The sequence below is a fragment of the Pseudomonas sp. IT-P171 genome (assembly GCF_949767765.1).
GTDB classification, from domain to species: domain Bacteria; phylum Pseudomonadota; class Gammaproteobacteria; order Pseudomonadales; family Pseudomonadaceae; genus Aquipseudomonas; species Aquipseudomonas fluorescens_B.
The window spans coordinates 115,393-135,780 of the sequence record NZ_CATKQN010000058.1; the positions used below are offsets into that span (position 1 = coordinate 115,393).

The window sequence follows — 20,388 nt, forward strand, 5'->3', positions numbered from 1 at the left end:
CATGAACTGTGCCCGGAATAGTCTCGATGCTAGTTTGCCTGACGTTCCTCGGAGGGCAGGTCTTGACTATAAAAACGGTTGTCCTATTCATCGCATGCTCATTGGCACTCTCCGGCTGCGGCACCGCTGTCACAGTCCTGCAAAATGACGAAGACGCGGCGCGCAGCCTGCGCAAGCAAAAAACCTACTGCCAGTCCATCCCGCGTATCTACAGCGGCCTGGCCTACGATTTCTGCGTCTTGAATGCCCCGCCTGACCCTACGGGCTTTCTCGTCCCGCTGGTCCTGCTGGATCTGGCGTTGTCGGGTGCGCTGGATACCGTTTCCCTGCCCTACACGATTTACCGACAAGGGGTGGATGGCAATATCAGGATCTACTGGCGGGCGAGCCGCGGTTAGCCCAGGGTTTCGGCGTCGTGCAGGCCATCATTGCGCCGCTGATAACCGTAGGGTCATTCCTACTATGTTTACGCTATAATCCCGCCCTTTAGCTGTCTCTCGCCCTCTTGCGAGGGCACATTCATTTTGAGGCGCCTTGCGCCTGCATGCAGACTAAAGAGGCTAGACCCCTGTGGCATTGACGATTCTTGGCCTGTCCGGCGCCCTTAGCCATGATCCTTCCGCAGCGTTGTACATCGACGGCAAGCTGGTCGCGGCGGCTGAAGAAGAGCGCTTTGTGCGCGATAAACATGCAAAGAACCGCATGCCTTACGAATCGGCGAAGTTCTGCCTCGAGCAGGCCGGCATCAAGCCGTCCGACGTTGACGTGGTCGCCATTCCGTTCGCGCCGATCAGCCTGTTCGGCAAGGCACGCTGGCACTACGCCAAGCGTTACTGGTACGCCCCGGACCGCGCACTTGACGCGATCCTGATGGGCAATCGCCGCTACAAGCGCTACCGCAACAAAATCGTCTGGTGCCTGGAGCAACTGGGCTTCGATCCGAAGAAGATCAAGATCGAGCCGGTCGAACACCACCTGGCTCACGCCTCCAGCGCTTACCACTGCTCGGGTTTCAAAGAGAAAACCGCGATCCTCGGGATCGACGGCAAGGGCGAGTACGCCACGACCTTCTTCGGTTACGGCGAAAACGGCAAGATCCACAAGATCAAGGAATTCTTCGATCCGGACTCCCTCGGCGGCCTGTACGGCGCGATCACCGAGTTCCTCGGTTTCGAGATGCTCGACGGCGAGTTCAAGGTCATGGGCATGGCGCCGTATGGCGATGCCAGCAAGTACGATTTCTCGCGCCTGGCCTCGTTCGAAAACGGCGAGCTGGTGATCAACACCGACTACGCCAACGTCATCGGCCTGCGTCGCTATAAAGAGAAGGGCAAGGGGTTCTACTTCTCGCCGAAGCTGATCGAGTGGCTGGGTCCGAAGCGCGAAGGCGACATCGCCGACGAGCCGTACATCCACTACGCCGCGAGCATGCAAGCGCTGTTCGAAAAGATCTCGCTGCAGATGATCGACCACTATCTGGGCGACGTGCTCAAGGAAACCGGCAAACTGGCCTTCGCCGGTGGCTGTGCATTGAACGTGAAGCTGAACCAGAAAATCATCGCCCGCGACGACGTCAAGGAGCTGTTCGTGCAGCCTGCGTCCGGTGACGCCGGCACCGCGGTCGGCGCGGCGGCTTATGTGTCTCACGCCCGTGGCGTGCCGGTCGAGAAGATGGAACACGTCTACCTCGGCCCGTCGTACAGCAACGAAGACGTGCTCGCCGCATGTGCCCGACACCCGAGCAAGCCGGTATGGCGAAAGCTTGAGAACATGCCGGAAAACATCGCCAAAATCATGGTCGATGGCAACCCGGTGGCCTGGTTCCAGGGGCGTATGGAGTTCGGTCCGCGTGCCTTGGGCGGTCGTTCGATCATCGGTTGCCCGAGCGCGACCGGCGTGGCTGACCGCATCAACCACCAGATCAAGTTCCGCGAGCGCTGGAGGCCTTTCTGCCCTTCGATGCTCGACACCGTCGCACCACAGATGATCAAGATCGATCATCCCGCGCCATTCATGACGTTCACTTTCGAAGTGGCGGAAGAGTGGAAGACCCGCGTGCCGGAAGTCGTCCATGAAGACGGGACGTCCCGGGCCCAGGTGCTCAAGCGCGAATACAACCCGCGCTACTACGACATGATGAAGGCGCTGGAAGTACTGACCGGCAACGGTGTGTCGCTGAACACCTCGCTCAACCGTCGTGGCGAACCGATGATCTGCTCGCCGACGGATGCCCTGAACATGTTCTTCGGTTCCGACCTACAGTATCTGATCATGGAAGACATTCTGGTGGTCAAAGAGGGCGCGGACGCATATGACACGCTCGGCTGAACGCCATGTGCTGCAGTTCTGCCACGGTTATGACGGTCCGTTTCTGGACTGCGCCCGGCAGTACGCCAGCCTGTTCGCGGGGACCGGTTATCGAGTGACCACGGTGTTTCTGACCGGGGTTGCCGATGCCCGAGTCGCCGAGGCCTGCGCCTCCGATGAAGTGCTGTTCATGGAATACAGCTCCAAGGCTATTCGTGGCCTGAAGCTGGGTGCCATCGGCGATCTGCGCAAGATCGCCGCTTCGCGCAATTTCAGTTTCTGCATTGCTCACCGTTTCAAACCGATCTACATCGCCTTGCTTGGCACGTCGTTGCCGGTGATCGGCGTGCATCACGCGTTTGACGACTACAAGCGCGGCACCCGCAAACTCTTTGTGAATTTTTTCCGCAAGCGTTTGAGTCTGCTCGGGGTTTCCGATGCGGTACGCGACGACATACGCAGTTGCCTGCCGAATTGGCCGGCTGCACGGATTCAGACGCTCTACAACCGCATCAACGTGCAAGCCTTGCAAGGCAGTCACGTGTCGGTTCGCGAAGCTCGGGAAACCCTGGGTCTGTCCATGGATGCGTGGATTATCGGTAATGTCGGCAGACTGCACCCGGACAAGGACCAGGCCACGTTGCTGCACGGTTTTGCCGCGGCGTTACCGGGTTTGCCGGCTAACAGCCAGTTGGTGATTCTCGGTATCGGTCGGCTGGAACAGGATCTCAAGGCCATGGCCCGTGAACTGGGGATCGGCGACCGCGTGCTGTTCCTCGGTCAGGTGCCCGAAGCCCGTCGTTATTTTCGTGCATTCGATGTGTTTGCCTTGAGCTCCGATCACGAACCGTTCGGCATGGTGCTGCTGGAAGCCATGGCCGCTGGTGTGCCGTTGCTCGCGACGGCATGCGGCGGTGCGAAGGAAGTGGTCGAGGGCGTCGGGATTCTATTCCCGCTGGGCGACGCCGAGCACTTGGCTCAAGGGCTGCAACACCTGGCTGCGATGGATGATCAGCAGCGTCGCCAGTGTGCCGAGTTGATGCTCGACCGTTTACGCGAGCGCTTCTCCGACCGCGCGGTACGCGATGCTTTCTGGCATTTGCCCGCCGTCACCGAACTGGCGGCGAGGGGTTGATGCTCAACCGATTTCAAGGATGGCGCGAACGTGGCTGGGCGGTGGTCGATGCCTCGACATACGCCGAGGCCTGGCACCGTTATGGCGGCAGCGTCGCCACTCATCCGCTGGTGGTCGAGCGCCTGGCGCAGTTGGCCGATATTCCGGTGCGTTACCTGGCCTGGGCGCCCAATGGCGAAGTCCAGGCGGCGATTCCAACCTGGGGTCGCGACCTTGCCTTGTCCAAGGACGTGCTCAAGCGCAACGGTAAAAAGGGCCTGTTCGATCTCGGCAATGCTGAGTTGATCCTGCCGGCCGCCGCTGATACGCAAGCGCCCCTGCGCCATCGCGCGCGTTACTTGTCCGCACTGAATGAAGGCCGCTTCAGCGGCATCAGGCTGCAGGCAGAACAACTGGCCATGGCCCGTACGCCCGAAGAACTGTCGAAAAAATTTCGCTATAACCAGCGCCGCGAATTGCGTCTGCTGGAAGAAGCGGGCGGCGTGGTGCGGCCGGTCAGCGATTTTTCCAGCGGCGAACTGGCGGCGATTTACTGCGACCTGTTCCAGCGTCGCTGGGGCTTTCCGGCGACCGGTGCCGAGCGCATGGCCGAGGTGATCGAGTTGTTGCGTGACTTGCTGATCGGCTCGGTGATTTTCCTGAACGATGCGCCGATCGCGATTCAACTGGTGTACCGCGTCGAAGCGCCGCAATGGATCAGCGTCGAGTACATCAACGGTGGCGTCGATCCCGAGACCCGTGAATTCAGCCCCGGCAGCGTCTTGAGCTTTCTCAATACCCAAAGCGCCTGGGAGCATGCCCGCGCGCTGGACAAGCCGCTGCGTTTTTCCTTCGGTCGCGCCGACCGTGAATACAAGGACCGCTGGTGTAATCCTGTGCCGGTGTTCACCGTATGAGCGAGCCCATGAGTCGAAAACAGCAATTGCTCAAGCGGCACCGGCGCAACAAACGCATCGGCCTGCTGATCGCCTTGATGCTGTTGATCGTCATCGGCGTGCTGGTGGCCTGGTGGCTGCCGCTGGTGCTGGCGGTGCTGGGCTGGATTGCTCATGAAGCCTGGTTTGCCGATCATTTGTTCTATTCGCCCAAGGACGATTACGCGTACAGCTTCCCGCCTTACACCCCGCAACCCAAGATTCACCTTGACGGCGAGCGTTTGCGCCTGGATGACGGCGTCATGCTGGTGGACGACGCTACGCTGGTATTGGCCCTGCGGATCAAGAGCACCTGGCTTGGACGCTTTATCGACCCGGCAGTCGAATTGTCGGGTGGCGATAATCCCGATCGACAAACCTTCGAGCGTGGCGCCAACGGGCTGCGCTACCTCAACCTCAGTGGTCAGGCGCAAGTGCTGTCGCGAGGCGAGTTGCGTCTGCGTGGACGTTTTTGCCGAGTGCTGGGCGAGCCCGTGCTCTGGGCGTTCGAACAACCGGATTACCGCCGTCAGCGGGTAATGGTCATTGCGCCACACGCCGATGACGCCGAGCTGGCGGCTTATGGTTTGTACAGTCAGGCCGACGAAGCCTGGATCGTCACCCTCACCGCCGGCGAAATCGAAGCGGAACACTATCAGCAGATCGGCCTGAACAAGGTCGAAGCAGCGCGCCTCAAGGGGCGGCTGCGGGCCTGGGACAGCATCGCCGTGCCACGCTGGGCCGGAGTGCCCGAAGCCCATTGCGTGCAGTTGGGCTATTTCTGCCTGCAGCTGGCGGCGATGCAGGCAGCACCGTCCCGGCCAGTGGGTTCACGGGAAGCGGAGATGGACGACACCCGCTTGTTTCGCCAGTTGAACCCCTTTGCACTGCCGGGCGATGTCGATGGGGCGCCGACCTGGAACAACCTGTTGGCCGACCTGCGCGAGTTGCTGTTGCGGGCACGACCTGAAGTCATCGTGTTGCCGCACCCCACGCTCGATCCGCACCCGGATCACCTGTGCGCCCAACAAGCGATCCTTGAAGCACTGCGAGGTCTGGAGTGGCAGCCGACCACGTTGCTCGGTTATGCCAACCATTTGCATGACAATGATCGCTGGCCCATGGGGGATGCCGGTCATGGCATCGCGCTGCCGCCGGCCTTTGATTCGTCGGTGCCGATGCAGCCTTATTGCCTTCCGGTTCCCCCGGAACTTCAGCGTGATAAAGCCATGGCGCTGGGAATGATGCACGACCTGCAGCCGCGCATGCCCTTCAAGCGGCGACTGCGGCGGTTGATACAGTGGCTTTTGGCCAGTAGAGTGCCGCCCCCTTATGGCGAAAATGAATTTTTTCGCAAGGCGGTCAGGCGCCAGGAATTGTTCTGGCTTCTGAAGCATGACGAAACACCTGTGAAGCAGAACTGAAGCAGAACTCTGCCTAGCATGGTGGCGTTCCCAGCATTGACAGCGAGTTATCCGTGATTAATCCATGCCCGCGTATTTTGTTTCTGATGCCTTATTTCGGCAGCTGGCCCTTCTGGATGCCGTTTTTTCTGGAGAGCTGCCGTCGCAATCCGGACATCGACTGGCTGTTCTTCACCGACTGCGGGGTTCCCGAGAATCTGCCGCCCAACGTGACCATCGAATGCATGATGTTCAGCGATTACTGTGGATTGGTGTCCCAGCGGCTGGGTATCGATTTTGCGCCGACCCAGGCTTACAAACTGTGCGACATCAGGCCTGCGTTCGGACTGATTCATGCCGACCGCCTGGAGGGCTATGATTTCTGGGCCTTCGGCGACATTGATCTGGTGTACGGCGACTTGCGCAGCTACTTCACCGCAGATCGTCTCGCTTCGTACGACCTGTACTCCACTCACGAGCGGCGAGTGGCCGGGCATCTTTGCCTGATCAGAAACACCCCCCGCAAGCGTGAGTTGTTCAGGCAGATCAAGGACTGGGAAGCGCGTTTCACCGATCAGAAACATCATGCGATCGACGAAGGTGCATTCAGTCGAATCTTTCTCTGGCGCAAGAATTTTCCCCAGCCCTTGTTCAAGTTGGTGGGCAAGTTCAACCCGTGGCGTCGACGCAGTGAATTCACCGAGGCATTCAGTACGCCCGGTGGTTGCATCAAGTGGCATGACGGGACCGATAATTTCCCGCACCAATGGTTTTGGCGCGACGGCCATCTGACCAATGATCGCGATGGCGATCGCCGGTTTCCGTATTTCCATTTCGTTTGCTGGAAACGCAACGAGTGGCCACGGTTGCCTCAACCCGATCCGGCGGAGATCAAGCGCCTCGCCGCTGAACCCGCCTGGGTCATCGACGCGACTGGTTTTCACCGGGGAGAGTTATGAGTCAACGGTCAAAGGTTCTGCAGTTGCAGCCTGACTACAATGTCAAAGCCCATGACTTTGCCGACCTGGCAGAGCAGATCGTCAAGGCTTTGCCGGGCGATCGCTATGAGGTGACCGCGGCGTTTCTGCGCGGCAAGCCCGGGCCGGGCGAGGCCGTGAGCCGTGCCGCGCGTTCCGTTTATTTCGAGTTTTCCGACAAGTCGCTCAAGGGCATGCGCTTGCGCGCCATGTGGCGGCTGTATCAGTTTTGCCGTAAAGAAAAATTCGATGTGGTGATCTGCAACCGCTTCAAGCCGGTCAACATGATGCTGACGCTCAACCGCTGGTTGAAAGTGCCATTGTGCATCGGCATCTCCCATGGCTTTGGTGAGTACGACCGATTCTACCGACGTCGCCAGACCCAGCGTCTGATCGATCGTCACTGGCGATTTGTCGGTGTGTCGCCGGCGGTCAAACAGTACCTGCTGGACTGTGACTGCGGTTTCACCGACCAGAATACCTACGCCATTACCAATGCGATCGACATCGAACAGGCCGAAGGCTTGCAACACAGCCGCGAGCGCGCCCGTGAACTGCTCGGGATTGATCCGTCGGTGCGACTGATCGGCGCATTGGGCCGGTTGGTGCCGGTCAAGGGGCACACTTACCTGTTGCAGGCGTTTGCGGCACTCAAGGACAAATACCCGAATACTCATTTGGCGATCATCGGTGCCGGCCGCGAAGAGTCGCGCCTGGCCGCCGAGATCGAGCGTCTGGGCCTGAGCGGACGTGCGCACCTGCTGGGCTTCAAGGAAAACGCCTTGCAGTACGTTCGCGCCTTTGACATCTGGACCATGCCATCGCTGGCCGAAGGTCTCGGGCTGGCATTGCTCGAAGGCATGAGCGGTCACCTTCCGGTGATCGCCTCCAAGGTACCGGCGATGCTGCCGTTGATTCAGGGCGCGGGCGGTCTGGCGATTACGCCGAAGGATGTGCCGAGTCTGGTCGCGGCACTGGATACTTACCTCGAACTACCGGATGACGCGCTCAAGGCCAAGGGCGAACAAGCCTACCGTTATCTCCAGGAACAACACGATATCGAGGTGTTCCGCCAGGAATACCTGAACCTGATCGACTCCGGCTTGAGCAAGGCCCGCAAGGAACAATCATGAGCGACGCACAACCCATCGTCACGGTCATCATCGCGTCGTATAACCACGGTCGTTATATTGAGGAGAGCATTCTCAGCGTCCTCAACCAGACCTATTCGAACATCGAGCTGCTGGTGGTCGATGATGGCTCCAGCGATGACAGTGTCGAGCGGATCAACGCTTTGCAGGCGCAACACGGTTTTGATTTCCGTGTTCAGCAGAATCAGGGGCTGACCAATACCCTCAACGGTGCGATTGCGCGCGCAAAGGGCAGTCTGATCGTGCCCTTCGGTTCCGATGACATCATGTTGCCCGAGCGCATCGCCACGCAGGTCGCGCACATGGATGGCAAGCCCGAGGTCGGCATCTGCGCCGGCAATATCGAGCTGATGGACGCTGACGGCATTGCGTACCCGGAGTCGCGCCAGCGCCGCGATGTGCCGTTCCGCCGCCTGGACTTCGATGACATGTTCCTCGAGCGCAAGCCCTATCCGCCGGCACCGACCCTGATGATCCGCCGCGAAGCGCTGGACAAGGTCGGCGGGTTCGATCCGAACATTCGCCTGGAAGATTTGCTGATCGAACTGAAGGTGACCCATGCCGGCTACTTCATTGATGGTTTGAACGTGCTTATGGCGCGCTATCGCAAGCACGCCACCAATTCCTACAAGAATCACCGTTTCATGATCGACAACATTCTGCGTACCTATGCCTTGTTCAGCGATCACCCGCTGTACGATCACGTGCGCTACAAGTTTCTCAGTTCGATGTTCCTGAAGACTGCCAATCGAGACCGAATACTGGCGCGTGAGCTGCTGGCGCAGATTCCGTTCAAGGCTTGGAACAAGAAGACCTGGCGTGGTCTGGGGCGCTTGTATTTCTCGCCTCTGGAAAAGGATTGAGCCATTGGCTGAATCCGGGCCGCAGTCCGGTGTGCCAGGACTGGCCAAACAAAAAGAGCAGCCGAGGCTGCTCTTTTTCGTTGCGCGTTGCTAATCAGTGAACCTGGGCGGGTGAGCTCGCAGCCAGCACTTGTTTGTGCAGGGTGTCCACCGCAGATTTCGATGCTGTCACGGCATACCCTTGCAGCAATGCCTGGAAATGATCCTCGAACAACCAGCGTCGATCGACGGTGTATCGCTGCATATGACGCAGGTTGCGCTGACGCAAAGACAGGCTCAGTGACGAAGGGTAGATGCGCAGGTCCGCCACGTCGATCAGACCGAACTCGCCGTCCTCCAGCACCAGCACATTACCCAGATGCAGGGAGCGGAAATACACCCCTTGCTCATGCAACTGCGCCATGAACTTGCCGAAGCGTTCCACCAGCGCCTGTCGCACGTCCGGAGCCGTGATCGCTTGCAGGACCTGGCGCAGGGTATTTCCCGGCAGGGGGGTGTAGTGCACGGCACTGCCGCCATCGTCCAAGCGGTACAGGTCGAGGATCTGCGGCGTCGGGAATCCCATGTTGCGCAGTCGCTCGCTATTGACGGCAAAGCGTTCGGAGTAGGCGTTGAAACTGCCCGAAGTGTACCAGCGACGAGGTCGGAACAACTTGAGGAAGCTGTCATCGGCCAAGCGCAGGACCTTCGGCCCCAGGCCATCTTCTTCAATCACCCGTGCGTGGGTGGTCAACGCTTGCAGGGCCGGTTGCGTCAGTCTCTTGATCGAAACGGCCAGCAGGCGACCAGCGCGCTGGTTGATGCTCAGCGCGGCGATCAGTGCCAGAGGAATCCACAACAGGAACCAGTGTTCCTTGGGGCGTGAAATGATCCCGCCGCCTTCGGTCAGACCCGCGCCGATACCGAACACCAGCCAGGTGGAGGCGATGATGAACAGCGGTTGCACGCGATGGCGCCAGCTGCTCAGCAGGCCCCAGGCCTGGAAGAACAGCCACGGGATAAAGCCGAAAATGCCGACGTAGTAAAGAACCCCCAAAGCGAAGCTGTGGGGTTCTGCCAGCGTGTAGCCCAGGCCGACATCGACATCCAAGCTGGCGTCGTAGCCGTGCCCGATCCACGGGCTTTCGGCGATTTTTTGCAGGACCATCTGCCAGATTTCGAAACGGTAGGAGTCGCCTCGTCCGAAAATCATGTTCGAAAAAAATGCAATCACCGACGCTCCGCCGACGAGCATGATGCCCAGTAGTACGATTGATCGGCGATTCCAGCAGATGAAACTCAGCCACAACGCCGCCAGTGTCAGTGCAACCAGCGGTGTCCGGGAGCCGGTGGCGATCACCGCAATGAACATGATCACCATTGCCGGGACACTCAACCAGAGTATCTGCGGGCGCTTGCAGGTCATGCTCAGGCTCAGCCAATAGGCGCAGAAGAAGCCGAACAAGTGCGAGCTCAACAATGGATTGTCGAATGCGCCGCCACCAATCAGGCGTTGGCCCGGCTCATAGATGTGGGCAAACACGTACAGGTTGTAGACCGACGCAACCAGACCGACCATGGCGGCGCTGAACAGCAGGGGCTGGACGATATCGTTGCGATAGCGCACCAGCAGGTAGCACCCGACGAACAGCATCAGCGTGTGGAGCGGTGGCTTGATCTTGCCGGAAAACCCTTCATCGCCCGGGCTCCAGCACAGACTCAACAGCGCCCACCCGGCGAACAGCAGCATCGCAATGAAAATCGGCTCGCGCAGCAACTCTTTGAGCTCGCGCGGTCGCAGGCAAAGCGCCACCAGCGCTGGAATGCTGAACAAACCATAGTAGAGCTTGTGAAGCAGGCTGCGGTCCGGCAGGAAGAACAGCGAGCACAGAAGTAAAAGATAGCCCAGTGGAAGCACCCACAGGCAAATGAAATCGAAAACTCGATTGGACGTACTGTTGAAACCACTGAGTCGCATGTTGAGAAATTCAATCCTGAAGTTGATCGGCCATTCCGATGGTGGCTATATGATACTGTTTGCGCCGACTAACAATAACAGCCTTTATGGGATTGCCAGAACCCTGGGGAAGCTGTGCTAAAGTCAGCGTCCTTTTTATCGACATTCGCGTGATATGGCCGACTCCAGTCTCTCCGCAAGCCCCTCGAGCTTGAAAATCTACTTCCGTCTGCTCGGTTATGTCCGGCCGTACATCGGCCTGTTCCTGATCAGCATCGTCGGTTTTCTGATTTTCGCTTCGACGCAGCCAATGCTCGGCTACATCCTTAAGTACTTCGTCGATGGCCTGTCCAATCCCGAAGCGGTGCTCTTTCCCAGTGTCCCCTACCTGCGCGACCTGCAACTGCTGCAAGCCGTGCCGTTGCTGATCATTTTGATCGCCGCCTGGCAGGGGTTGGGATCTTATCTGGGCAACTACTTCCTGGCCAAGGTTTCTCTCGGGCTGGTCCACGACCTGCGGGTTGAGTTGTTCAATAACCTGCTGGTCCTGCCCAACCGGTATTTCGACAAGCATAACTCCGGTCATCTGATTTCCCGCATCACCTTCAACGTGACCATGGTCACGGGGGCGGCCACAGATGCGATCAAGGTCGTAATCCGTGAAGGCATGACGGTGATCTTCCTGTTTGCCTCGCTGCTGTTCATGAACTGGCGCCTGACTCTGGTCATGGTCGCGATCCTGCCGCTGATCGCGTTGATGGTCCGTACCGCGAGCAAGAAATTCCGCAAGCAGAGCAAGAAGATCCAGGCGGCCATGGGCGACGTGACGCACGTGGCGTCGGAAACCATCCAGGGTTATCGTGTGGTGCGCAGTTTCGGCGGCGAAGTCTACGAACAGAAGCGTTTCTTCAATGCCAGCCAGGGCAACACCGACAAGCAATTGCGCATGACCCGCACCGGCGCTATCTACACGCCGCTGCTGCAGTTGGTGATCTACAGCGCCATGGCCGTGCTGATGTTCCTGGTCCTTTTCCTGCGTGGCGATGCGTCCGCCGGTGACATGGTGGCCTACATCACCCTGGCGGGCCTGCTGCCCAAGCCGATCCGTCAATTGTCCGAAGTCAGCTCGACCATTCAAAAAGGCGTGGCGGGCGCCGAAAGCATCTTCGAACAATTGGACGTTGAACCGGAAGTCGATGCCGGTACCGTCGAACGCGATGCGGTGACCGGACGCCTGGATGTGCGGCATCTGAGCTTCACCTATCCTGGCACCGAGCGTCAGGTACTCGACGACATCAGTTTCTCGGTCGAGCCCGGGCAAATGGTGGCGCTGGTCGGGCGGTCGGGCAGCGGCAAGTCGACCCTGGCCAACCTGATTCCGCGTTTCTATCACCACGACAAGGGCGAAATCCTGATCGATGGCGTCGAGGTGGAACAGTACAAACTGCTGAACCTGCGCAAGCACATCGCCCAGGTCACCCAGCACGTGACGTTGTTCAGCGATACCGTGGCCAACAACATCGCGTACGGCGATCTGGCCGGTGCGCCCCGTGAAGACATCGTAAAAGCGGCGAAAGACGCTTATGCGATGGACTTCATCGCACAACTGCCCGAAGGCCTGGACACTCAGGTCGGCGAGAACGGTGTATTGCTTTCCGGTGGCCAGCGCCAGCGTCTGGCGATTGCCCGGGCCCTGTTGAAGAACGCGCCTTTGCTGATTCTCGACGAAGCCACCTCGGCACTGGACACCGAATCGGAACGGCATATCCAGGCGGCCCTGGATCAAGTGATGAAAGGCCGCACGACCCTGGTGATTGCTCACCGTCTGTCGACCATCGAAAAGGCCGACCTGATCCTGGTGATGGATCAGGGCCGGATCGTCGAGCGCGGCACGCACGCCGAACTGTTGGCGCAAAATGGTTATTACGCCCGCCTGAATGCCATGGGGCTTGATGCCCCGGCTGAAGATATCGCCTGATTCCTGTCGACGTTCGTTCGTCGTGAACGACTGAAAAGAGTCGCAGTCTGTCGTTTTAGAACGTTTACAGGCTGCGATTTTTTTGCTTTTGGCACCCTCGTTCATGCCATGCGCAAGCCCTGCGCCAACCCTGTGCTAATATCCCGCCCTTGTTCATTTTGTATGTGGGATGCTCCATGAAGTTGTCCATGCCGCGATTCGATCAAGCCCCTGTCTTGGTGGTCGGCGATGTCATGCTCGACCGTTATTGGCATGGTGGTACCTCACGGATTTCCCCTGAGGCGCCGGTACCGGTGGTCAAGGTCGAGCAAATCGAGGACCGCCCGGGCGGTGCCGCTAACGTTGCCCTGAACATTGCCGCGCTTGGCGCACCGGCCTCGCTGGTCGGTGTGACCGGCGACGACGAAGCTGCCGACAGCCTGGCCAACAGCCTCAAGGGTGCTGGTGTGCGCGCATTGTTCCAGCGTATTGCGCACCAGCCGACCATCGTCAAGTTGCGGGTCATGAGTCGACACCAGCAGTTGCTGCGTATCGACTTCGAAGAACCCTTTGCTACCGACGCCCTGGCGCTGGGCGAGCAAGTTGACGAGTTGCTTGAAGGCATCAAGGTGCTGGTGTTGTCCGACTACGGCAAAGGCGCGCTGAAAAATCATCAGGTACTGATCCAGGCCGCCCGTGCCCGTGGCATTCCGGTGCTGGCCGATCCCAAGGGCAAGGATTTCTCGATCTACCGGGGGGCGAGCCTGATTACCCCGAACCTCAGCGAATTCGAAACGATCGTCGGCGGTTGCGCCGATGAGCACGAACTGGTGAGCAAGGGCGCGCAACTGATGCACGACCTGGACCTTGGCGCGTTGCTGGTGACTCGTGGTGAACACGGCATGACCCTGCTGCGTCCGGATCATCCCGCGTTGCACTTGCCCGCGCGCGCGCGGGAAGTGTTCGACGTGACCGGTGCCGGCGACACGGTGATTTCCACCCTGGCGGCCGCGATCGCCGCTGGCGAAGAATTGCCCCACGCAGTGGCGTTGGCCAACCTGGCGGCGGGCATCGTGGTCGGCAAGCTCGGTACGGCGGCCATCAGCGCTCCGGAGCTGCGGCGTGCCATCCAGCGTGAGGAAGGTTCCGAGCGCGGTGTATTGGGCCTGGAGCAGTTACTGCTGGCGGTAGACGATGCGCGTGCGCACAAAGAGAAAATCGTCTTCACTAACGGTTGTTTCGACATCCTGCATGCCGGTCATGTGACCTACCTAGAGCAGGCACGGGCCCAAGGGGATCGCTTGATCGTTGCGGTCAACGACGATGCATCGGTAAGCCGTCTGAAAGGGCCGGGACGTCCGATCAACAGCGTTGACCGTCGCATGGCTGTGCTGGCGGGGCTGGGCGCGGTGGATTGGGTGATCAGCTTCCCTGAAGGCACTCCTGAAAACCTGCTGCGCGAGGTCAAGCCGGACGTGCTGGTGAAGGGGGGCGATTACGGGATCGATCAAGTGGTCGGTGCCGACATCGTGACGGCCTACGGTGGTACTGTGAAGGTGCTGGGATTGGTGGAAAACAGCTCGACGACAGCGATTGTCGAGAAGATTCGAAGTCATTGATGAGTATTAGTGATTCCCGTTTCATACGGCGTATAAACAGGTTTTATTGTGAGGATATCAGCCTCCCCGAGGATTTTAGTGGGTATGGCCCCGTGCGTTTGCCTGCTTTGTCTCGTGGTAAATGATCTATGAAAGTCATGCTCCTGGTGATGGGCGAGCAACGCGTGATTCTGGATCGACTGTATGAAATCGTGCAGCAGAACTGCGACGAGTGTGTCGTTTATCGCCTGAGCAAAAAGCAACAAATGAAGCTCGGTCCGTTCCTGGCCTCTGTCAATTACCAGAATTTCGACCGGGTCGTGATCTTCTCCAGGGTCAAGCGCCTGGTTCCTCAACTACGGGTCCTGAAATGTATTCCGGGCCTGGTCTTCCTCGAGCATGATGCTTATCAGAACTATATGCCCGCGAGTAAATACCTTCGGGTTTACTCGCGTCTTTACAGTCGTCTGCCCAGCTCTCGCGCGCTGGTTTCCGGCGCTGTCGTAGCGCGTCGGTTGCAAGCGGAAAACATTGATGCAGTGTTCGTTTCGAAGGGATATGACGAACAAATGCTGCAAAACACCAACAGTGTCCGGGACATCCCGGTGGCTTTTCTGGGCAGTCTGAAAAGTACTGAATACGCGCAGCGCAGGGCGCTTCTGGAGTCCCTTTCCCGGCGTACCGGCATGTTGGTGGGCCGCACCAAATCGGGCGCTGAGTATCTGGAAATGCTCAATCGCATCAAGATTTTCGTGAGTGCCGATATCGGCATGAATGAATTCATGATCAAGAACTTTGAAGCAATGGCGTGTGGCTGTGTATTGCTGGCCTGGAGTCAGGGCGAAGAAGACCAATTGCTGGGTTTCCAGGACATGCACAACACGGTTTTCTATCGCTCTGAAGATGAGGCCGTGGAAAAACTCCAGCTGCTGCAGAGCGACCCGTTGCTGACGGCTCGTATCGCCAGTAACGGGCAGGCGTTCGCCGAGAGCCAGTATTCCTTTGCTCGGGTGGGGCGCACGCTCGCTGCCGAGATTCAGCGTGAAATGCGTCCTTGGCAGCCACCTTCATTGTTGACTCGCCTGTGGGTAAAGCTGCGTTACGGTATGCAGGTTCCAGAGTAACCATGGAAAATCCTCCGTCCCAAGCCGATGAGCCAATGGCGCTGGACGCATTGCCCGGTGGTCATCAGTCTGTTCCGGGCGGGCTGCCGCAGGAACTGAAGGAGTGTCTGCGCAGGGCGCCGCGGGTTCTGCTGGTTGCCAACAATCCAGCGATTACCCGGGACGATTTCCAGGCGCTGAACATCGGCGCCGACGATGTCGTCGTCAGCTTCAACAAGTGTGTCCTGGCGCCGCTGCTTTCCCCACAAAGCGTTAATCTCTTCGTTCATGGTTTCAATTCGCCGGACGCCTATTTTTTTGGTCTTCCTTACGGGCCTGAAGTGCAGCGGCTTTTCCGGCAGGCCGACGCGCGGTGTTTCACGATGCTAGTCGGTTGCACCGGGGCCATGTGTCCCTTGCCACAGGTGGCGCTCTATTGGGAGCGTATCCCGTTGCCGGCATTGTGGAACTACCCGGTCGATCGCCCGGGCGGTAAACGCTATGTCGGACCCACCACCGGTTTCAATGCGCTGGTGCTGTTCGACTGGCTGCGCGGGCAGGCAGGGTATGACTATCAGCTCATGACGTTAGGTTTTTCCGACGAGGCGGGTAAACGCTGGGGCGGGCATGCCTGGGATTATGAGCGTGACTGGCTGAAAAACTCAGACGTTATCGTGATACCTCTGCGGCGTCGACGTTGGTGGCAGAGGCTGTTTGATCGCGGATGATTTGTCGCCGGTTGCCCACAGGGGCCTGATTATTTTTCAAGGGGTGCTGTAGTGTTGAATATTGCGGTGGCTTTTTTTGGTATCCCGAGAAATTCGCAGATCTGCTTTCCTTCCATTCAAGAAAACGTCCTGGCGCTGCTTCCTTCCGACAGCAACGTAAAATGCTTTTATCACCTGTACAAGATCGACGAAGTGCAGAACTCCCGTTCGGGCGAGCAAGGTGAGCTGAAGGCTGACAACTACGAGCCCTTCGAAACCATGACCGGGCAACTGACCTCGACCGAGGGTGTGCTGGAGCGCTGGAACTTTGAACAAGTGAAAGCGCTGGGCGATACCTGGGCAGATGACTACGCCTCACTCAGAAACCTGATCTATCAACTCAATTCGCTGCACACCGTTACGACCATGATGGAATCTTTCAATCCTGATTTCGTCGTCTACGTGCGGCCGGACATTTTCTTTCATACACAGCTTCCCGCTTATGTGTTCAAGCACGCAGAAGCCCGGCGACGTAATACCTACATTCCCGACTGGCAGTGGTGGGGCGGGCTGAATGATCGTTTTGCCATTTGTGGTCGCGACACCTACGTCGCGTACGGCAAAAGGATCGAGCGCATGTTCGATTTCAGTAAAGTGACGGGAAGGAAGTTGCACTCCGAGCGGCTGCTCAAATTTGCACTGCAACAGGCAGGGGCGAAGATCTGCACCCTGGAGACCCAGGCGTCGCGTGTTCGTATCAACGGCGCCTTTGCCGAAGAATCGTTCTCTCCCAAGCGCGGCATGGGCAAGCGCGAGAATCGCTATTTCCATTTTTTTGCGCGGTTACGCACCTTCATGGACAAACAACGAGCCGGTTAGATCGAACCTGATTTATTTGCGCAAGCTTCCCTGTACCAACCGCACCAGGCGCAAGGCCTTGACGCTCAGTTTCTTCAGTCCCCGTCGCGGGGCTTTGGGTGCTTCCAGCCCTTGTTGTGCAACCCAGTCCTTCCAGCGAATACGCTCCTCGCGCACTGTCCAGCCTTCCTGGATGGCAAAGCTCTCCGCCAGATACAGTCCACGGGTACTGGCGGGTATAAGTTTGTCGCGCTTGAGCGTGTACAACTCGGGGCGCGGGACGCCATCTTCCAGAGGCATCAAGTACAGATCCGGACGTTTACGATCCAGGCGGGCCACCAGTTGGTCGCCTTCCAGTCGTTCGTCGACATGAAACAGGCTCAGGGACTTGGCTTCCCTGGGCACATCCAGGCGCAAGTCATAGATCAGTTGCAGCGACGCTGTCGGCAGGTGCACGTAAGCCCGCGGACGCTCGATCAGTTGCATGTTGGCGCAACGCACCGGCCGCGCCGAGCCGGAAAACGGGGTGAGGCGAAAGGGCAAGGCCTCGCGATAGTGCAACGCAGACGAGTAGGGCGCTGGCAGCCAGGTGTCGTTGAAACGTCCACCGAGCCAGCCTTCCGGAGTTTCCAGCAGGCACTCTTCGGCTATCTCCTGAATCGCCGTGTGCAGGGGCAGGTTCAGCTCGTGGGCCGGTACATAACCTGAGATCAGTTTGAGCACCACGTCGCCACGATCCTGCCGACGCTGGCGTACCAGCACCCAGTAATCGCGATTCTGCCAATGCAGGGTCAGGCGCACCGAGACCCCGAGGTTGGCCAGCTCCAGCGCGAACCGCTCGTTGTCAGCCACCGTCACCGGGCGGCGACGCTGCAGGGTCTGGGAAAAATTGAGCGGCATCCCGACGCTCTGGTAGTTCAAGCCTTCGGGAGTCGCTTCGACGAATAACGGCAGGGTCTTGAAGTTGCTCGGATTCTTTCTAATGAGCGTACGCGGCATGTCGGCTCCTGCTTTAAGGCCGCGAGGGGCGGCATCAGTTGCTACGTAGGACCTGGGCAACGGTCGCGACGTTGTGGGCGAGGTGCAGCGGATTGATGGTCCCGACAATAGCACTGGCGACACCCGGATGTTCAAACAACAACTCGAAGCTGGCGCGCACCGGGTCTACACCCGGGCTCAGGCAGACATGACCGCTGGCCAGGGCTTTCTTGACCAGGATGGCTTTGCCGTGTGCAGCAGCATAGTCAATGACCGGCTTCTCGTTCTGATCGTTCAGATTGTAGGTGACCATCGCGCAATCACCTTGCTCCAGAGCCTTCAAACCGCCTTCGACGGTTTTGCCGGAGAAACCATAGCCGCGAATCTTGCCTTCGGCCTTGAGCGCGGCGAGGGTCGTATAGACTTCGCTGTCGTTGAGGATCGCCAGGTCGTTGCCGTCGGAATGCACCAGCACCAGATCGATAAAATCCGTTTCCAGGCGTTGCAGGCTGCGTTCCACCGACAGGCGAGTATGCGCAGCGCTGAAATCATGACGGGACAGACCGTCGGCAAATTCCTCGCCGACCTTGCTGACGATCACCCAATCCTGGCGCTGCCCCCGCAGCAACGGGCCGAGCCGTTCTTCGCTGCGGCCATAGGCGGGGGCGGTGTCGATCAGGTTGATGCCCAGATCGCGCGCGAGTTTGAGCAACATGCGCGCTTCGTCATCGCCGGGAATCTGAAAGCCATTGGGGTATTTCACGCCTTGATCGCGGCCGAGTTTGACCGTGCCCAGACCCAGCGGCGAAACCATCAGGCCGGTGCTGCCCAGTGGACGATGCACATCGTGCAGGGTGGGTTGGCTCATGGCAGCAGTTGCTCCCAGGCCGGGACGCCCATCGGCGGTTTCGGCAATTCGGGCAGCGGCGCCGGATGGCCTGGCTGGATGCCGTCACGTTGCAAGGCGTTGATCACGCGGTCGGCGAAGTCCGGCGCCAGCGCCAGTTTGGTAGGCCAGCCGACCAGCAAGCGGCCTTCTTCGGCAAGGAAGGCGTTGTCCGGACGGGTCAGGCCCGATTGCAGCGGCTCGGCGCGGTCCACGCGCAAGGTCGCCCAGTGCGCGGTGCTCAAGTCGATCCATGGCAGCAACTGGCCGAGTTCTTTCTGCGCGGTGGCAATCTGCTCGGCAGGTTCGCGTGCAACACCTTCGGCTTCGGCAATGTCGCCACCCAGGTACCAGACCCATTGGCCATCGGCGGCCGGGTGCGTGGTGACGGTGATGCGCGGTTTGGTGCCGCCGCCCAGGCAGTGGGCGTACAGCGGTTTGAGGCTCGGGCCTTTGACGATGATCATGTGCAACGGTCGGCGTTGCATGGCGGGCTGGCTCAGGCCCAGCGCTTCAAGCAGCGCCGCCGTGCCGGCTCCGGCGCTCAAGACGATGCGCTGGGCGCGGATCTCGCGCCCGTCGACCTTCAGGCCCACCAGGACGTCACCGTCCAGCAGCGGTTCGATGTTCTGACCGGCGAGCAAGCCATCGCCCGCCAGATCGGCCAGGCGCTGGACCAGGCTCGGCACGTCGATCACCAACTCCGCCAGGCGGTAGACCTTGCCCTTGAAGCGCTTGTCCTGCAGGGCCGGCGGCAGTTGGTCGCCCTTGACCTGGTCGACGCGGCCACGCACGGCTTTGCTGGCGAAGAAACTGGTGAGGTTGCCGGCGATCGTGCCGGGAGACCACAGGTAGTGGGCTTCGGACAGCAGGCGCACACCGGACAGGTCCAGTTCGCCGTCGCCGGCCAAGGCTTCACGCCAGCGACGGGGCATGTCGGCGATGGCTTCCGAAGCGCCGGTCAGGGCACCATGCAGCGCGTATTTGGCGCCGCCATGGATGATCCCCTGGGACTTCACACTCTGCCCGCCGCCAAGGCTGGCGCTTTCCACCAGCACGGTCGAAAAACCCTGGCGGCGCAAACGCGCATTCAGCCAGAGGCCGGCGACACCAGCGCCGACAATCAAAACGTCGGTGGAAATAACGGATGGCATGCAGCGACCTCAGTGTTCAAGACGAGGGCGCAGTATACAGAGCTAGGACGGGAAAAAAGATCGCAGCCTTCGTCAATGCCCAGCGGTTTTGGAGAAGAGCTGGATCACGACGACACCCAGCACAATCAACGCCATGCCCAACATAGCCGGCACATCCAGCTTCTGCCCGTAAATAAACAGCGCTGCAACGCTGACCATCACGATCCCCATGCCGGCCCACACCGCGTATGCCACACCCACCGGAACGCTGCGCACGACCAGCGTCAGCATCCAGAAGGCGATGCCGTAGCCGACGATCACCAGAATCAGCGGCAGCGGCGTGCTGAAGCCTTTGACCGCTTTCATCGAAACAGTGGCAATCACTTCGGCGCAGATGGCAATGGCCAGGTAGTAGTAAGCGGTCATGGGTGCATTCTCATGTGAAGTGTTGCTTTCTGAGGTCGGCATTTTAGTGATTCTCC

18 protein-coding genes are annotated in these 20,388 nt (G+C 59.3%); 13 read left to right on the top strand and 5 right to left on the bottom strand.

Annotated features, from left to right (window positions below; all coding sequences use genetic code 11):
• Positions 1-62: 62 nt before the first annotated feature.
• The 8 genes from ACM6I5_RS26745 to ACM6I5_RS26780 all read left to right on the top strand — a co-directional run bounded on the left by ACM6I5_RS26745 (position 63) and on the right by ACM6I5_RS26780 (position 8,750).
• A complete protein-coding gene (locus tag ACM6I5_RS26745; RefSeq protein ID WP_031318309.1) occupies positions 63-398 on the top strand; it encodes a YceK/YidQ family lipoprotein in 336 nt (111 codons plus the stop codon).
• A gap of 172 nt (positions 399-570) precedes the next feature.
• Complete coding sequence (locus tag ACM6I5_RS26750; RefSeq protein WP_017336206.1) at positions 571-2,328, top strand: carbamoyltransferase; 1,758 nt, start codon at positions 571-573, stop codon at positions 2,326-2,328.
• Entirely contained in the window at positions 2,312-3,442 is a 1,131-nt protein-coding gene (locus ACM6I5_RS26755) for a glycosyltransferase (protein WP_017336207.1), read from the top strand. The genes ACM6I5_RS26750 and ACM6I5_RS26755 overlap by 17 nt, the downstream gene beginning before the upstream one ends.
• Positions 3,442-4,338 (top strand): antimicrobial resistance protein Mig-14, encoded by an 897-nt coding sequence (locus ACM6I5_RS26760; protein WP_017336208.1) that lies wholly within the window; start codon positions 3,442-3,444, stop codon positions 4,336-4,338. Before ACM6I5_RS26755 ends, ACM6I5_RS26760 begins: the two co-directional genes overlap by 1 nt.
• Before the next feature lie 8 nt (positions 4,339-4,346).
• Positions 4,347-5,780 (top strand): PIG-L family deacetylase, encoded by a 1,434-nt coding sequence (locus ACM6I5_RS26765; RefSeq protein WP_017336209.1) that lies wholly within the window; start codon positions 4,347-4,349, stop codon positions 5,778-5,780.
• A 53-nt stretch (positions 5,781-5,833) separates the two neighbouring features.
• On the top strand, positions 5,834-6,718 hold the full coding sequence (locus tag ACM6I5_RS26770; RefSeq protein ID WP_017336210.1) for a DUF6625 family protein: 885 nt from the start codon (positions 5,834-5,836) through the stop codon (positions 6,716-6,718).
• Positions 6,715-7,869, top strand: a complete 1,155-nt coding sequence (locus ACM6I5_RS26775) for a glycosyltransferase family 4 protein (RefSeq protein WP_414885008.1) — start codon at positions 6,715-6,717, stop codon at positions 7,867-7,869. The genes ACM6I5_RS26770 and ACM6I5_RS26775 overlap by 4 nt, the downstream gene beginning before the upstream one ends.
• Positions 7,866-8,750 carry a glycosyltransferase gene (locus ACM6I5_RS26780; RefSeq protein WP_414885009.1) on the top strand — a complete coding sequence of 295 codons (885 nt, stop codon included), beginning with the start codon at positions 7,866-7,868 and terminating at the stop codon, positions 8,748-8,750. The genes ACM6I5_RS26775 and ACM6I5_RS26780 overlap by 4 nt, the downstream gene beginning before the upstream one ends.
• A gap of 94 nt (positions 8,751-8,844) precedes the next feature.
• On the opposite strand, the gene ACM6I5_RS26785 is transcribed toward ACM6I5_RS26780, so the two are convergent.
• Entirely contained in the window at positions 8,845-10,707 is a 1,863-nt protein-coding gene (locus ACM6I5_RS26785; protein WP_414885010.1) for an O-antigen ligase family protein, read from the bottom strand.
• A gap of 154 nt (positions 10,708-10,861) precedes the next feature.
• On the opposite strand from ACM6I5_RS26785, the gene msbA reads away from it, so the two are divergent.
• The 5 genes from msbA (at position 10,862) to ACM6I5_RS26810 (ending at position 16,930) form a co-directional block, all read left to right on the top strand.
• Positions 10,862-12,664 carry a lipid A export permease/ATP-binding protein MsbA gene (msbA, locus tag ACM6I5_RS26790; protein WP_414885011.1) on the top strand — a complete coding sequence of 601 codons (1,803 nt, stop codon included), beginning with the start codon at positions 10,862-10,864 and terminating at the stop codon, positions 12,662-12,664.
• 176 nt (positions 12,665-12,840) lie between these two features.
• Complete coding sequence (gene hldE, locus ACM6I5_RS26795; protein WP_017336215.1) at positions 12,841-14,262, top strand: bifunctional D-glycero-beta-D-manno-heptose-7-phosphate kinase/D-glycero-beta-D-manno-heptose 1-phosphate adenylyltransferase HldE; 1,422 nt, start codon at positions 12,841-12,843, stop codon at positions 14,260-14,262.
• 128 nt (positions 14,263-14,390) lie between these two features.
• A complete protein-coding gene (locus tag ACM6I5_RS26800) occupies positions 14,391-15,365 on the top strand; it encodes a glycosyltransferase (RefSeq protein WP_414885012.1) in 975 nt (324 codons plus the stop codon).
• Between the two features lie 2 nt (positions 15,366-15,367).
• Positions 15,368-16,072 carry a hypothetical protein gene (locus ACM6I5_RS26805; protein ID WP_414885013.1) on the top strand — a complete coding sequence of 235 codons (705 nt, stop codon included), beginning with the start codon at positions 15,368-15,370 and terminating at the stop codon, positions 16,070-16,072.
• Positions 16,073-16,123: 51 nt separating this feature from the next.
• Positions 16,124-16,930: a hypothetical protein gene (locus ACM6I5_RS26810; protein WP_414885014.1), complete on the top strand. Its 807-nt coding sequence runs from the start codon at positions 16,124-16,126 to the stop codon at positions 16,928-16,930.
• A 12-nt stretch (positions 16,931-16,942) separates the two neighbouring features.
• On the opposite strand, the gene ACM6I5_RS26815 is transcribed toward ACM6I5_RS26810, so the two are convergent.
• The 4 genes from ACM6I5_RS26815 to ACM6I5_RS26830 all read right to left on the bottom strand — a co-directional run bounded on the left by ACM6I5_RS26815 (position 16,943) and on the right by ACM6I5_RS26830 (position 20,332).
• Entirely contained in the window at positions 16,943-17,908 is a 966-nt protein-coding gene (locus ACM6I5_RS26815) for a hypothetical protein (RefSeq protein ID WP_017336219.1), read from the bottom strand.
• Between the two features lie 34 nt (positions 17,909-17,942).
• Positions 17,943-18,755: an aldo/keto reductase gene (locus tag ACM6I5_RS26820; protein ID WP_017336220.1), complete on the bottom strand. Its 813-nt coding sequence runs from the start codon at positions 18,753-18,755 to the stop codon at positions 17,943-17,945.
• On the bottom strand, positions 18,752-19,927 hold the full coding sequence (locus ACM6I5_RS26825; protein ID WP_414879983.1) for an NAD(P)/FAD-dependent oxidoreductase: 1,176 nt from the start codon (positions 19,925-19,927) through the stop codon (positions 18,752-18,754). The genes ACM6I5_RS26820 and ACM6I5_RS26825 overlap by 4 nt, the downstream gene beginning before the upstream one ends.
• Before the next feature lie 72 nt (positions 19,928-19,999).
• Positions 20,000-20,332, bottom strand: a complete 333-nt coding sequence (locus ACM6I5_RS26830) for a DMT family transporter (protein ID WP_008027887.1) — start codon at positions 20,330-20,332, stop codon at positions 20,000-20,002.
• Positions 20,333-20,388 lie beyond the last annotated feature (56 nt).